At 34.0% G+C, this 13,445-nt stretch carries 11 protein-coding genes; 7 read left to right on the forward strand and 4 right to left on the reverse strand.

Annotated features, from left to right (window positions below):
* Nucleotides 1–41: 41 nt before the first annotated feature.
* Nucleotides 42–296, reverse strand: a complete 255-nt coding sequence (locus tag ACODSI_RS02295; protein WP_488915231.1) for a DUF4834 domain-containing protein — start codon at nucleotides 294–296, stop codon at nucleotides 42–44.
* Nucleotides 297–410: 114 nt separating this feature from the next.
* Between ACODSI_RS02295 and ACODSI_RS02300 the strand changes: the two genes are divergently transcribed.
* Both ACODSI_RS02300 and ACODSI_RS02305 read left to right on the forward strand, forming a co-directional pair.
* The gene (locus ACODSI_RS02300) at nucleotides 411–1,391 is read left to right on the forward strand and encodes a transporter (protein ID WP_488915232.1); all 981 of its coding nucleotides are present in this window, start codon (nucleotides 411–413) and stop codon (nucleotides 1,389–1,391) included.
* 5 nt (nucleotides 1,392–1,396) lie between these two features.
* A complete protein-coding gene (locus ACODSI_RS02305; RefSeq protein ID WP_488915233.1) occupies nucleotides 1,397–2,515 on the forward strand; it encodes a GTP cyclohydrolase in 1,119 nt (372 codons plus the stop codon).
* Nucleotides 2,516–2,572: 57 nt separating this feature from the next.
* Here ACODSI_RS02305 and capB read toward each other — a convergent pair whose 3' ends face one another.
* Nucleotides 2,573–3,832: a cysteate-C-fatty acyltransferase gene (gene capB / locus ACODSI_RS02310; protein ID WP_488915234.1), complete on the reverse strand. Its 1,260-nt coding sequence runs from the start codon at nucleotides 3,830–3,832 to the stop codon at nucleotides 2,573–2,575.
* A gap of 176 nt (nucleotides 3,833–4,008) precedes the next feature.
* On the opposite strand from capB, the gene ACODSI_RS02315 reads away from it, so the two are divergent.
* Entirely contained in the window at nucleotides 4,009–5,274 is a 1,266-nt protein-coding gene (locus ACODSI_RS02315; protein ID WP_488915235.1) for a T9SS type A sorting domain-containing protein, read from the forward strand.
* Here ACODSI_RS02315 and ACODSI_RS02320 read toward each other — a convergent pair whose 3' ends face one another.
* Nucleotides 5,275–7,635: a hybrid sensor histidine kinase/response regulator gene (locus ACODSI_RS02320; protein WP_488915236.1), complete on the reverse strand. Its 2,361-nt coding sequence runs from the start codon at nucleotides 7,633–7,635 to the stop codon at nucleotides 5,275–5,277.
* Between the two features lie 201 nt (nucleotides 7,636–7,836).
* On the opposite strand from ACODSI_RS02320, the gene ACODSI_RS02325 reads away from it, so the two are divergent.
* The 4 genes from ACODSI_RS02325 to ACODSI_RS02340 all read left to right on the forward strand — a co-directional run bounded on the left by ACODSI_RS02325 (nucleotide 7,837) and on the right by ACODSI_RS02340 (nucleotide 12,681).
* Nucleotides 7,837–8,418, forward strand: coding sequence for a non-canonical purine NTP diphosphatase (locus ACODSI_RS02325; RefSeq protein ID WP_488915237.1), 582 nt, complete (start codon nucleotides 7,837–7,839; stop codon nucleotides 8,416–8,418).
* A 131-nt stretch (nucleotides 8,419–8,549) separates the two neighbouring features.
* Nucleotides 8,550–10,490, forward strand: coding sequence for a DEAD/DEAH box helicase (locus tag ACODSI_RS02330; protein ID WP_488915238.1), 1,941 nt, complete (start codon nucleotides 8,550–8,552; stop codon nucleotides 10,488–10,490).
* A gap of 165 nt (nucleotides 10,491–10,655) precedes the next feature.
* On the forward strand, nucleotides 10,656–11,420 hold the full coding sequence (locus tag ACODSI_RS02335) for a carboxypeptidase-like regulatory domain-containing protein (RefSeq protein WP_488915239.1): 765 nt from the start codon (nucleotides 10,656–10,658) through the stop codon (nucleotides 11,418–11,420).
* A gap of 88 nt (nucleotides 11,421–11,508) precedes the next feature.
* Nucleotides 11,509–12,681, forward strand: coding sequence for a WG repeat-containing protein (locus ACODSI_RS02340; RefSeq protein WP_488915240.1), 1,173 nt, complete (start codon nucleotides 11,509–11,511; stop codon nucleotides 12,679–12,681).
* On the opposite strand, the gene ACODSI_RS02345 is transcribed toward ACODSI_RS02340, so the two are convergent.
* Nucleotides 12,671–13,330, reverse strand: a complete 660-nt coding sequence (locus ACODSI_RS02345) for a TrmH family RNA methyltransferase (RefSeq protein WP_488915241.1) — start codon at nucleotides 13,328–13,330, stop codon at nucleotides 12,671–12,673. The two genes, ACODSI_RS02340 and ACODSI_RS02345, sit on opposite strands and share 11 nt — an antisense overlap.
* Between the last annotated feature and the right edge of the window lie 115 nt (nucleotides 13,331–13,445).

The following is a 13,445-nucleotide window of genomic DNA, read 5'->3' on the forward strand; positions in this document are numbered from 1 at the left end:
TTAGATTTTAGATGTGGTAAAACCTTTAAACAATTTTATTTTTAATCAATTTCTTCATAATCAATATATTCTCCAACTTTTTTAGTTTCTCGCGGCTTATCGCTTTTGGATGGCTGTGTTGGTTCGGTAGTATTTTGATATTGATTTTGCTGTTGTTGGAATTGCTCACTGGCTTTTTCAACCACTTTTTTTGCCAAAAGTGGTAAAAATAAACGCATTAAGAACTTGATTACATAATATATGATAAAGAAAATAATGATATCTTCAATCAAACCTTGAAAAGATGCCTCTTGCATAACATAAAAAATTTTGTCAAAAATACTAAATTCCTACATTCAAATTGAGGATTACCTCTTAAATAAATAATAAAATATAGTACATTTGGATTTCCAAAATTGAATGTAAAAATCATGAAAGTAAAAAACTATCTCCTACTAATCGTTTTACTCACAAGCAAATATGCCTCGGCACAATATACCGATGTCATCAATTCTAATAGACCTGGGAATTCAATGTCGGCTTTTTCTGTTGGAAAAACAGTCATTCAAGTTGAAAGTGGCCTGAATTACATCAATGAAAAACACAATCTTCTGGATTATAAAATAAAAGGATACACCGGTGATTTAACAGCGCGTTATGGCTTTTTTAAAGAAGAATTAGAAGGAATTATGAGTGTCAATTATCAGAATGACCGGTACTCTTCAGATTACTTTGACGTTCATAGAAAAGCCCTAAAAACTATAACATTGGGGGCAAAATATCTATTTTACGATCCTGAAAAAAATTACGAAAAACCAGTAAACATGTACAGTTGGAAAGCCAATCATAAATACAGTTGGCACCAATTGATTCCGGCAATATCGGGTTTTGCAGGGTTTAATTACAACACAAGCATCAGCTCTTTTTTTAGAGGCGATGAACCTGTAAAAAGACTTACACCAAAGGTAATGTTAATTACTCAAAATCAATTTCCAGGCGCTTGGGTTTTTGTGACCAATATCTATTCTGATCAAATCTTTTCACCGTATCAATCCTATGGTTATGTGGTTACTTTAACCAAAGGATTTAATGATAAAGTATCGGGGTTTTTAGAAAACAGAGGATTCAAAGGTGATTATTACTCTGACGGAATTTTTACCGTTGGAGCAGCTTACTTATTCGGCAGTAACATTCAAGTAGATGCTTCCATAAGTCGAAATTACAAAGATACTCCAAAGCTCTTGTATGCTGGAATAGGATTTTCTTGGAGGTATGACGAAAATTACGATCAAGTATTATTAAGGGCTCCCAAACAAGACAAGAAGAAAGACAAAAGCAAAAAAGAAAAGGCCAAGGATAAAGAAAAAGAAAAAACCAAAAAACGCCTTGACGAAGTTCAGTTAAAACCCTAATTGCCATGATTACAATTAAAGAAGCTACGACTCCTGCCTTATTGAAAGAATATGTAAAATTTCCTTTTTCATTATATAAAAACCATCCGTATTGGGTTCCACCATTGATTCAAGATGAATTGGAAACCTTTGATAAAACCAAAAACCCAGCATTTAAAAGTGCAGAAGCTTATTTTTACCTTGCCTATAAAGACCATAAAATTGTGGGAAGAATTGCGGCTATTATCAATTGGGATGAAGTGAATAAGCAACAAAAAAAGAAAGTTCGTTTTGGTTGGTGGGATGTGATTGATGACCTAGAAGTGACCAAAGCGCTTCTTGAAAAAGTGTATGAATTAGGACGTAAAAATGACCTTGAATTTGTAGAAGGTCCTATGGGATTTTCAAACTTAGACAAAGTGGGTGTGCTAACCGAGGGTTATGACGAATTAGGTTCGATGATTACTTGGTATAATTATCCGTATTATAAAGACCATTTAGAGCAATTAGGTTATGTAAAAGAAAAAGAATATTTAGAAAATAAATTTCCATTCTCTAACGTAAAAACCGATTCTTTTGAAAAAATTGTACCTTTAATTAAAAAGCGTTATCAACTCAAAGAATTGAATTTCACAGACAATAAATCGATTATGCCTTATGTAGATAAAATGTTCGATTTATTCAATGCTTCGTATGCTAATTTATCGTCTTTTGTGGCCATTACAGATGTCCAAAAAGAATATTTCAAAAAGAAATACATCAGTTTTATCAATCCAGAATACATCAAGTTTGTGATGGATAAAGACGACAATATGGTAGCGTTTAGTATTGTAATGCCTAGTTTTTCAAGAGCTTTACAAAAAGCTAATGGTAGATTATTCCCTTTTGGTTTTTATCATTTATTGAAAGCAAAAAAAGAAAGTAAAGAAGTACTGTTTTACTTAATAGGAGTTGATCCCGAATATCAAAGTAAAGGAGTTACAGCAATTATATTTGATGAATACTATAAAACTTTTAAAGAAAAAGGGATTCAAGATTGCATTAGAACGCCCGAATTAGAAGACAACATTGCTATTCACCAATTGTGGAAGCATTTTGACCCAGTAACTTTTAGAAGAAGGAGAACGTATAAAAAAGACTTATAAATAAAAAATCCATTCATTAACCTGAATGGATTTTTTTTACATTTCTTAAAACAAAAACTATTCTACATTTTGCACACTAGCTTCTGCAATTTTAGCATAAGTCCCATTCACTAATTTTTCGCGAATGGCTTCGAATGCGGCTAAAGTTTCATTAATATCTTCAATTGTGTGAGAAGCTGTTGGTATCATACGTAACAAAATAATACCTTTTGGAATCACTGGATACACTACAATCGACAAGAAAATACCATAATTTTCTCTTAAATCATTCACCATAATCATCGCCTCTGGAATAGAACCTTCTAGATATACTGGAGTCACACAAGTGTTGGTATCACCAATATTAAATCCTTTAGCTTTCAATCCACCTTGAAGAGCGTTTACATTTTCCCAAAGTTTGTCTTTCAATTCAGATGATTTGCGCAATAACTCCAAACGTTTTAGAGCTCCAACAGTTTGAATCATTGGTAATGCTTTTGCAAACATTTGTGAACGTAAATTATATTTCAAATAATCAATAATATCTTTATCTGCAGCTAAAAAAGCCCCAATACTTGCCATTGATTTGGCAAATGTTGAAAAATACACATCAATTCCGTCTTGACAGCCTTGCTCTTCTCCAGCTCCAGCTCCAGTAGCACCTAGAGTACCAAAACCATGAGCATCATCAACCAATAAACGGAAATTGTATTTCTTTTTCATTGCTACAATTTCTTTCAACTTACCTTGTTGACCGCGCATTCCGAAAACTCCTTCGGTAATGAATAGAATTCCGCCACCAGTTTCTTCAGCTAATTTAGTCGCGCGTTGCAGGTTTTTCTCCATGCTTTCGATGTCATTATGACGGTAAGTAAATCGTTTTCCCATGTGTAAACGAACACCATCAATAATACATGCATGAGCATCAACATCATACACAATAACATCATTTTTAGTTACTAAAGCATCAATACAAGACATGATTCCTTGGTAACCAAAATTCAATAAATAAGCCGATTCTTTCATAACGAAAGCTGCTAATTCATTTTCTAATTGTTCGTGAGCATTAGTATGACCACTCATCATTCGAGCTCCCATTGGATACGCTGCACCATAGGCAATTGCGGCATCGGCATCGGCTTTACGAACTTCAGGATGATTGGCAAGACCCAAATAGTCATTCAAACTCCAGTTCAAAATATCTTTTCCTTGGAATTTCATTCTCGGACCCAATTCGCCTTCCAATTTTGGAAAAACAAAGTATCCCTCTGCTTGTGAAGCCCATTTTCCTAAAGGTCCTTTATTGTTTTGTATTCTTTCAAATAAATCTTTTACCATGATAAATAAGTTGTTAAAAAACGTTGCAAAAGTAGGAATAAAAAATAGTTTTTCTAAATTATTTTACTCACAAACAAATGACATTCTGTTAAAATCACGAATTAAGCAATAATTAAGTTCCAAACTTGTAAAATAGTAGTAATTTTGTCGGTTGCCTTTTTAAAAAACTAAACATAATGAAACTTTCTATTACTAAAATTGTTCTTACTGTATTCATCTTATCCAATACCTTTGCAAATGCTCAAAACAAGATTCTTTTTGATGCTACCAAAGCCGAAATGGCTGGGAATGCCGATTGGATTATAGATGCCGATGCACATAACATTTATTTTAATAGTACCACTCATTTACCTTACGCAAGTACTGGCACTACTGGTGCTTCTAATGCACAACGATACCCTACTCCGGCACAATCAGGAATCACCGCTTCGACTACAGAAGATTACTGGCAAGGCGCTATTTCCTACTGGGCAGTAGATTGTGCGAAAAAAGGCTACACCGTAGAAACATTGCCTTTCAACGGATTGATAACTTATGGCAATTCAACCAATCCGCAAGATTTAAGTAATTACAAGGCTTTTATAGTAACTGAACCCAACATGTTGTTTTCTGCTACTGAAAAAACTGCTATAATTAATTTTGTTGCCAATGGTGGTGGTTTATTTATGATTGCCGATCACGATATATCAGATAGAAATAATGATGGATATGATTCACCACACATTTGGAATGATTTAATGGGAAACAACTCGGTTGTACAAGACCCATTCGGAATTTCATTTGATTATGTTGATATTTCTGGAACCTACACTAATGTGGCTAATTTGCCAACCGACCCAATTTTACATGGTGTGGCTGGAAATGTAACTAAAGTACAATGGAGCGGCGGTACCACTATGACATTAAATACCACAAGCAATCCCTCTGTAAAGGGAGTTGCCTACAAAACTGGAGCGTCAACAACTGGCTTTTTGAATGTGCTTTGTGCCTATGCCACTTATGGCTCTGGAAAAGTGGCCGCTGTTGGAGATAGCTCTATTGCAGATGATGGTACTGGAGATACTGGCGATACACTATATGATGGCTATATTACAGATGCCGCTGGAAATCATCAAAAGCTTTTAATGAACATTACTATTTGGTTGATGTCATCCAATTTATCGCTACCTGAAATGGAAGCAGACACTACAAATTTTGTAGTGGCACCAAATCCAACCAATTCAAAACAAATTCAGGTTTCTTTCTCATTGGATGATGTTCAAAATACCTCAATCATTTTATATGATTATATCGGAAGAAAAGTAAAAGAAGTAAACTTAGACGAAGTAAACGCTGGCATTAACTACAAAACTATTGATGCTTCCGATTTAGAATCTGGATTGTATATCTGCACACTTTCCAATGCAACAAGCGCTAAAAGTTTGCAAATAATTTTACATTAATTAGCAAGCAATCTCTAAAATTGTGTTGTACAGTTTGCTCTTATCTACTGGTTTAGAAAGGTAATAATCCATACCTATTTCTTTAACACGATCTTTTGTGGTTTCCATAACATCAGCAGTTACAGCAATAATTGGAATGTTTTTGTCGTTAATTCCTGAGTTTCCTTTGCGAATTTCAATTGTAGCTTCATACCCATCCATAACAGGCATTTGAAGATCCATTAATATCACGTCAAACTTGATTGTTTTCATTATTTCTAAAGCTTCTTCACCATTATTAGCGAAATCAACTTCGGTATTGAGCCATTTTTTCATAATCATTTTCAATACCATCTGATTCATGGCATTGTCTTCTACCACCAAAATGCGTTTTCCGTTCAAATCGAATTCGGCAGTTACTTCTTGAACCACTGTCTTAACTTCTGCTTTTTCAACTCTAAGATTGACTTCACAAACAGTACCTTGATTTAAAATACTTTGCAATTCAATACTTCCTTTGTGTAAGTTAACTAAAGCTTTAACAATATATAACCCTAATCCTAGCCCACCATATTTTCGTTTATTGTTGATGGATTGCTGAGAAAATGAGTCGTAAATACTGTTCAATTTTTCCTTTGAAATTCCGACACCTGTATCCGAAATTATAAATTTCAAATCCACAGAATCACCTTTAACTTCTGACTCAATGGTGAATTTAACGAATCCTTTTTCGGTAAATTTCAATGCATTGAGCAATAAATTCATCAAAATTTGACGAATTCTTTCGCCATCGCCTTTCACCATTTCAGGTAAATCATTGGGTTTTGAAAATATGAAATCCAACCCTTGTTCTTTAGCTCTACCAGCAATATTAGCTCGTATATCTTCCAATAGGTTATGGGCGTTAAATTCCGTAAACTCAAGACGAATTTCATCTTTTTCAATTTTAGAGAAATCTAAAATATCATTTACAGAACTCAATAAACTACTCGATGAACCTTTAATTATCTCTGATTTTTCTTTAATCGATTTGCTATCCGTTTCACCTTCTATAGATTCAATAAAATTCATGATAGCATTTAGTGGCGTTCTTAATTCGTGACTAATATTAGATAAGAAATACGACTTCATTTCGTTCATTTCCTCCGACTTTTGGAGTGCTACTTCTTGTAATTTCTCACGATCTTCTTTCAATTTTTTAATAAGATTTGCCATCGAAAGTGATAAGAAAATCACCTCTACTCCAGTTCCTAATTTTGAACTATTCTCCGTAATAAAATTATACGGTAACAAACTGAAATTTTTAAGAATGAACAATACAAAACCAGTTATTAACGAAATAACACCCAAAGTAAAAAATTCATAAACTCGTTTTGTTTTATAGTAAAGAACTACTAAAGAACTAATTATCAATAGCAATAAAAATAAGCCTAAGCCATTCATTGCTGGATAACAATAAGGAAACCAACTCGGAATTAAAATAATTACTGAAAACAAAATCCCGAATAATACATATAAAGTATTATACATTAGGTTTAAATACTTACTAATCAGTCCTACTTGAAGATAATTCTGTGCATACTTCCCTAAAAAAGAACCCGATATCACAGCAAACAATAATACCGATCTATTAGAAAGCCAACCCGATCCTGGCGTGATGAATTGATAAAAATAGCCGTCGAGTGAAAATTGTAATAATCCTATAAAAACTACGTACAAAGAATAATATAAAAATACTCTTTCTTTCATGGCAAAATAAAAGAAGAAATACAGTATCGACGCTATGGCTAATATCCCATAAAAAAAACCGAAGACAATTTGTTCAAATGAAGTTTCGGTAATCAAATCTTCCGAAGTTCGCATGATAACAGGAGCATTAATTACTTCACCATCACTTTTTAAATGAATGTAATAATTTCCTATTTCATTGGGTTTTAACTCAATTTTAAAGATAGTTTTTCGATGCTGAAAACTGCGCTTTTCAAAAGGAATACCGTCACCGCTAACTTGCTTATGTATGGTACCATCTTTGTCAATTTGGTAAAATTCAGCAAAATCTACAATTGGTCGAGAAGTTTCGATATAATATTGCACATCATCCTTCATTTCATTTTTTATTTGAAAATGCAGCCAATAGTTATCCGATGTGAATCCTAAATCGGTATTCTCATTCTTTAATTTTTGAAATTGATTTATTGGAATTGCAATTACTTCATTGATGGACAATTCTTTTTGTTTTGAATTATAAAGAGAAGTATTGTTATGCAATGATTGATGTTTGAAATGCTTATTTCCATCAATGATAAATTGCGAATGGCAGGTTGTGATACAAAACAAAAGCAACACAAAAAGGCAAGCAATGCCTAGTTTACTTATTTTCATTAGATTAAGTTATTAAGTTGGGTAATTCATTTACGACAAAAAAAAACTTTTGGTTTTATGTATGTTAAAATTAAATCTTAAAAATTGATTAATTCTTACAAAAAACCAATAAAATAAGGACTTTCCAAAATAAAAAAAAAAATAAGATTTTTACTAGAAACTGAATAATTGTAACTTAGCACCTTAAACTTTTTTCTAAATATGAAACTTGTATTTGCATCAAACAACCATAATAAAATAAAAGAAATCCAACAATTAGTTCCTTCAACGATCCAAATTGTAAGCTTACAAGATATTGGTTGCACCGAAGATATCCCAGAAACTGCTGATACTATTGAAGGAAATGCCATACTAAAAGCCAATTATATCACCGAAAAATATGGTTGCGATTGTTTTGCTGATGATTCGGGTTTGGAAGTTGATGCTCTAAATGGCGCACCAGGAGTTTACTCTGCTAGATATGCAGGCGAACCAAAAAACGACAACAATAACATGAACAAATTGTTATTAAATCTTAAAGGTAAAACCAACAAAAAAGCCAATTTCAAGACTGTTATTTGTCTTAATTATAAAGGCAAACAGCACCTTTTTACTGGAATTATAAACGGAAAAATCATTGATGAAAAAATTGGAGATAACGGCTTTGGTTATGATCCGATCTTCGTTGCAGATGGCTTTTCGAAAACATTTGCTGAATTAACAATGGTCGAAAAATCAAGTATCAGCCATAGAGGACAAGCAGTTAAACAATTGGTAGATTTTTGCAAAAATTTAGATGACTAATTGTAGTAATCAGAACATTTCAAACCAACAACAATCTACCAAAAACAGACAACTAACTGATTATCAAAAAACAACAAATTAGTTTATATCGTTTTTAAAACTTACCTTTGCACCCAATTTTAAAATACAATATGAATAAATTTGAACAATTAGGTCTGAATGAGTCGTTACTGCTGGCGATCAAAGATCTAGGATTTGAGAATCCGTCAGAAGTGCAAGAAAAAGCCATTCCAGTCTTATTGGAAAAAAACACAGACTTAGTAGCTTTAGCACAAACAGGAACAGGGAAAACAGCAGCATTTGGTTTTCCGCTTATCCAAAAAATTGATGCTGAAGACCGAAGTACACAAGCGTTAATTTTATCCCCAACGCGTGAGCTATGCTTACAAATCACCAACGAGATTAAACAATACTCAAAATATGTAAAAGGATTACATACAGTGGCAGTTTATGGTGGTGCAAGCATTACAGAACAAGCCCGAGAAATTAAACGTGGAGCACAAATTATTGTGGCAACTCCAGGTAGAATGCAAGACATGATCAATCGTGGTCTTGTAAACATCAAAAACATCAATTTTTGTATTCTTGACGAAGCCGATGAGATGTTGAATATGGGTTTTTATGAAGACATTGTATCCATTTTATCGGATACTCCAGATGAGAAAAACACTTGGTTATTCTCTGCAACAATGCCTGCAGAAGTAGCACGAATTGCAAAGAAATTTATGCACGACCCAGCAGAAGTTACTGTGGGTAGCAAAAATTCAGGTTCGGCGACTGTTTCTCACGAATTTTATTGTGTAAACGCTCGTGACCGTTATGAAGCTTTAAAACGTTTAGCAGATGCCAATCCAGATATTTTTTCTGTAGTTTTTTGTAGAACAAAACGCGATACTCAAGCGGTTGCAGAAAAATTAATTGAAGATGGTTACAGTGCTGCTGCATTGCACGGAGATTTATCTCAAGCGCAACGTGATGGCGTAATGAAATCGTTTAGAGGTCGTCAAATTCAAATGTTGGTTGCAACAGACGTTGCGGCACGTGGAATTGACGTTGATAACATTACTCACGTAGTAAACTATCAATTGCCAGACGAAATTGAAACCTATAACCACCGTTCAGGTCGAACTGGTCGTGCTGGTAAATTAGGAACCTCAATCGTAATCATTACTAAAAGTGAGATTCGTAAAATTTCGTCTATCGAAAGAATTATCCAACAAAAATTTCAAGAAAAAACAATTCCATCCGGAATTGAAATCTGCGAAATTCAATTGTTGCACTTAGCAAACAAAATTAAAGATACCGAAGTTGACCACGAAATAGACAACTATTTACCAGCTATCAACGAAGTTCTTGATGGTTTGACTAAAGAAGAATTAATCAAAAAAATGGTTTCGGTTGAATTCAACAGATTCATCAACTACTACAAAAAGAAACGTGATTTATCAGGTGAAAAAGGTAGTGACAGAAGCGAAAGAAGTTCAGAACCAAGAGAAATTAGAGCTGGTGATCCTGTGCGTTATTTCGTAAATATTGGAGCTAGAGACGATTTCGATTGGATGCAACTGAAAGATTTCTTAAAAGAAACACTAGACTTAGGTCGTGACGACGTATTCAAAGTAGATGTAAAAGAAGGTTTCTCTTTCTTTAATACTGATGGTGAACATACTGATAAAGTGATGTCTGTTCTTAACGGATTTGACCTTAACGGTAGAAGAATCAACGTTGAAATTTCTAAAAACGATGGCGGAAGCCGTGAAAGACGTGACCACAACGGAAGAAGTGGCGGCGGATTTGGTGGTGGAAGAAGCTCAGGCGGATTCAGAGGAGATAGAAATTCTGGCGGCGAAAGAAGAAGCTCTGGAAGTTTTGGTCCAAGAAGTGGTGGCGACAGAAGTTCCGCTCCAAGACGTGATGGCGGATTTAGAAGCGAAAGAAGCTCATCAGCTCCAAGAAGAGAGCCCGGTGCTGCTCAAAGAGAAGGCAACGCGCCAAGACGTTCTGAAAGTTCTGACAGACCAGCAAGTCGTTCTTTTGACGATGCTAAAGTTAGAAGACCTAGAAGAAGTTAATTTTACCATAAAATAAATTTTAAGATTCCAAATTCCAATACTATTGGAGTTTGGAATTTCTTTTTTAAGGAAATTTCACCACTTTGTTAATTTTCTGATAATAATTTCAATAAAGCGATACATTATCTTTGAGAGTTTTATACTTTTAAACCTTCAAATAAATATATGAGATATTTTGTAGCCTTTTTATTTCTGCTATTTTCAATTTCAGGGTTTTCACAAGAAACTACCACTGAAAAAAAAGTATACGGAACCATCGTGAATGGCACCACTACATTTCCGCTAGCAAATGTGAACATCATCAACATCAATAAAGTTAAAGGAACAGTTACTAACGCGCGCGGTGCTTTCGAATTGGATGCCGAAGTAAATGATACACTTCACATCTCTATGATTGGTTTTCAATCGCTCAGAGTTAGGGTCACGAACGATTGGCTTAAAAATAAAAACGCTAAAATTGAACTTACCGAAAAAGCCATTGCTCTTGAAGAAGTGGTGATTAGAAAATACAAACTTACAGGCTATCTTGAAGTTGACAGTAAGTTAATTCCAGAAAAAGAAAATTATCGCTACAGTATTTCGGGCTTACCACAAGGTTATGAAGGTGGTGAATATTCTCCCAAAGCATTCTCACGCGTGATGAATTCGATTTTCAATCCAGCCGATATGCTCTACAATTTCTTTGGTAAAAAGCCCAAAGAACTCCGAAAGCTAAAGGAAATGAAAAAAGACAATACCGTAAAATCGCTGCTCGAAACCAAATTTGATCGAGAAATGATAGCCGTTCTTTTGGGTATTGATAAAAAAGATATTGCCGAGATTCTACAACATTGCAACTACTCTGAAGCTTTTATTGAAACGGCAAACGATTTGCAAATTTTAGATGCTATTAGTCAATGTTACGAACAGTATAAAGTATTGAAAAAGTAACCCATTTAGGGCAATACAAAATCCTCAATTATTAAACTAATTGAGGATTTTTTTTATATTTGAAAATCGATACAAATTGAAGCATTCTATGAAAAAGACAATACTATTTTTGATAATTTCATTTACTTTATATGCCCAAAAACCAGCCAGTTCAGAAGTTTTAATACCCTTCCGAGTAAAAAAACTTTGGGGATTATCTGATACACTTGGAAACCTGAAAATAAATCCAATCTATAAAGAAATCAAATCCTTTTTTATAGAAAAACAAAATGATAAATACGTTTCCAGATATGTTGTAAAAACTAATAAATCCTATTTTGTTATTAATGAAGATCGAAAAGTATTTTTGCCCGAAACAAATACCTATGATTCTATTCATATCAGCAAGTATTATCCTAACTGTTTTTGGGTATTTAAAAAAGGGAAAACCGGACTATTTCTCAAGAATAAAGAAATTATTCCTTGCCTTTATGATGATATATTGCCCACACAAAATGGAAGTTTTAGAGTTCAAAAGGGCGATTTAGTAGGATTGATCAATGCTTCAGGAAAACTCATAATTCCGATTGAATATATTTACATATCAACTTACAGAGAAGAAGAAACTGACGAAGTTGAAGAAAAAGACGAAAAAGCAACGGTAGATAAATTTGTTTGGATTGCTGGAACTTCCAAAAGTGAAAAAAAATACTACGACACTAAAGTTCCTGAAAACAATATAGTATATGCTACAATTTATGAAAAAAGACTAGGCAGCGAAACCATTTCAGGCGATTCAAAGGATTACGATTTAATGGCCTCAGAATTAATGAAAACTTATGATAAGGTTCAGATCAATCAATCATTAGAAATTGCCTATGTCACTAAAAACAATCTGAAAGGAGTCATTGATTTAGTGTCAAATACCGAAATTATCAACCTTATTTATGATGAAGTTATCTATGATGGTATAAATAAAGATGTTAAAGTATTCAAAACCAAACGCAACGGAAAATACGGTTTGATCCAATCGGGTAACAAAGCAATCCTAAATTGTGAGTTTGACGATATCAATGAAGACCACATTTTAACCAAAGACAACCGAAAAGGAGTATTTGTTTTCAACACGATTTATCCCTACATCAAACCAAAATATACAGCCATCAAAAGCGTAGAACCCATTTCGATTTCCGATTTTTGGCAATTCGGTCTTTTCGAAGTAACCACCGAAAAAGGCAAAGGCTATGTGGGTGAAAATGGCGTTGAATTTTTTAAAGATTAGTTTGATAATACCGCTCTTCAATGCGCTTAATATCTTTAATCGAATTCTTTGCCCAAAGCAAGCGTTTTTCTAATAGTTCTTCCTCGGTCAACTGCCAATTCACATCCGATTGACGCAATCTGTTGGTCAAATCCTGAATGATAATCGCGGCCGAAACCGATATATTCAAACTCTCCGTAAAACCAACCATAGGAATCTTTAAATAACCGTCTGCTTTTTGCAACACTTCTTCCGATAAGCCTTCCTTTTCCGTTCCAAAAAACAAAGCACTTTTTTGAGTTACATCAAAATCATGCAACAAACACGAATCGTTGTGTGGCGTAGTCGCAATAATCTGATACCCTTTGGTTCGCAAATCATCAATACAATTTCCAATGGTATCAAACTTGTTAATGTCTACCCATTTTTGAGCACCCATCGCAATCTCTTTATCGATATCTTTTCCGAACCTTTGCTCTACAATATTAAGCTCTTGTATCCCAAATACCTCACAACTGCGCATCACAGCACTAGTATTGTGAAACTGAAAAATATCCTCAACGGCTACCGTAAAATGATTGGTTCGGTTGTGCAACACTTCTCTAAATCGCTCTTTCCGTTGCTCCGTTAAAAATCCTTCCAAATAGGCTAAATACTCTAAATCAACCATTTTTTATATTCTGAGCGTTCCTGCCAAAAAAAGGCAGGCGGGCTTTCCGCTGCAATCTTTTATAAGTTTTCATTGCATTACAACTTATAAAAGGATTTTCACTTTAATCCCTAAC

The sequence above is a fragment of the Flavobacterium sp. FG139 genome, from assembly GCF_057809695.1.

What these genes read in the sequence shown, in the direction of transcription:
- ACODSI_RS02295 (WP_488915231.1), bottom strand. Translation starts at nt 296, where the DNA reads ATGCAAGAGGCATCTTTTCAAGGTTTGATTGAAGATATCATTATTTTC.
- ACODSI_RS02300 (WP_488915232.1), top strand. Translation starts at nt 411, where the DNA reads ATGAAAGTAAAAAACTATCTCCTACTAATCGTTTTACTCACAAGCAAA.
- ACODSI_RS02305 (WP_488915233.1), top strand. Translation starts at nt 1,397, where the DNA reads ATGATTACAATTAAAGAAGCTACGACTCCTGCCTTATTGAAAGAATAT.
- capB (WP_488915234.1), bottom strand. Translation starts at nt 3,832, where the DNA reads ATGGTAAAAGATTTATTTGAAAGAATACAAAACAATAAAGGACCTTTA.
- ACODSI_RS02315 (WP_488915235.1), top strand. Translation starts at nt 4,009, where the DNA reads ATGAAACTTTCTATTACTAAAATTGTTCTTACTGTATTCATCTTATCC.
- ACODSI_RS02320 (WP_488915236.1), bottom strand. Translation starts at nt 7,635, where the DNA reads ATGAAAATAAGTAAACTAGGCATTGCTTGCCTTTTTGTGTTGCTTTTG.
- ACODSI_RS02325 (WP_488915237.1), top strand. Translation starts at nt 7,837, where the DNA reads ATGAAACTTGTATTTGCATCAAACAACCATAATAAAATAAAAGAAATC.
- ACODSI_RS02330 (WP_488915238.1), top strand. Translation starts at nt 8,550, where the DNA reads ATGAATAAATTTGAACAATTAGGTCTGAATGAGTCGTTACTGCTGGCG.
- ACODSI_RS02335 (WP_488915239.1), top strand. Translation starts at nt 10,656, where the DNA reads ATGAGATATTTTGTAGCCTTTTTATTTCTGCTATTTTCAATTTCAGGG.
- ACODSI_RS02340 (WP_488915240.1), top strand. Translation starts at nt 11,509, where the DNA reads ATGAAAAAGACAATACTATTTTTGATAATTTCATTTACTTTATATGCC.
- ACODSI_RS02345 (WP_488915241.1), bottom strand. Translation starts at nt 13,330, where the DNA reads ATGGTTGATTTAGAGTATTTAGCCTATTTGGAAGGATTTTTAACGGAG.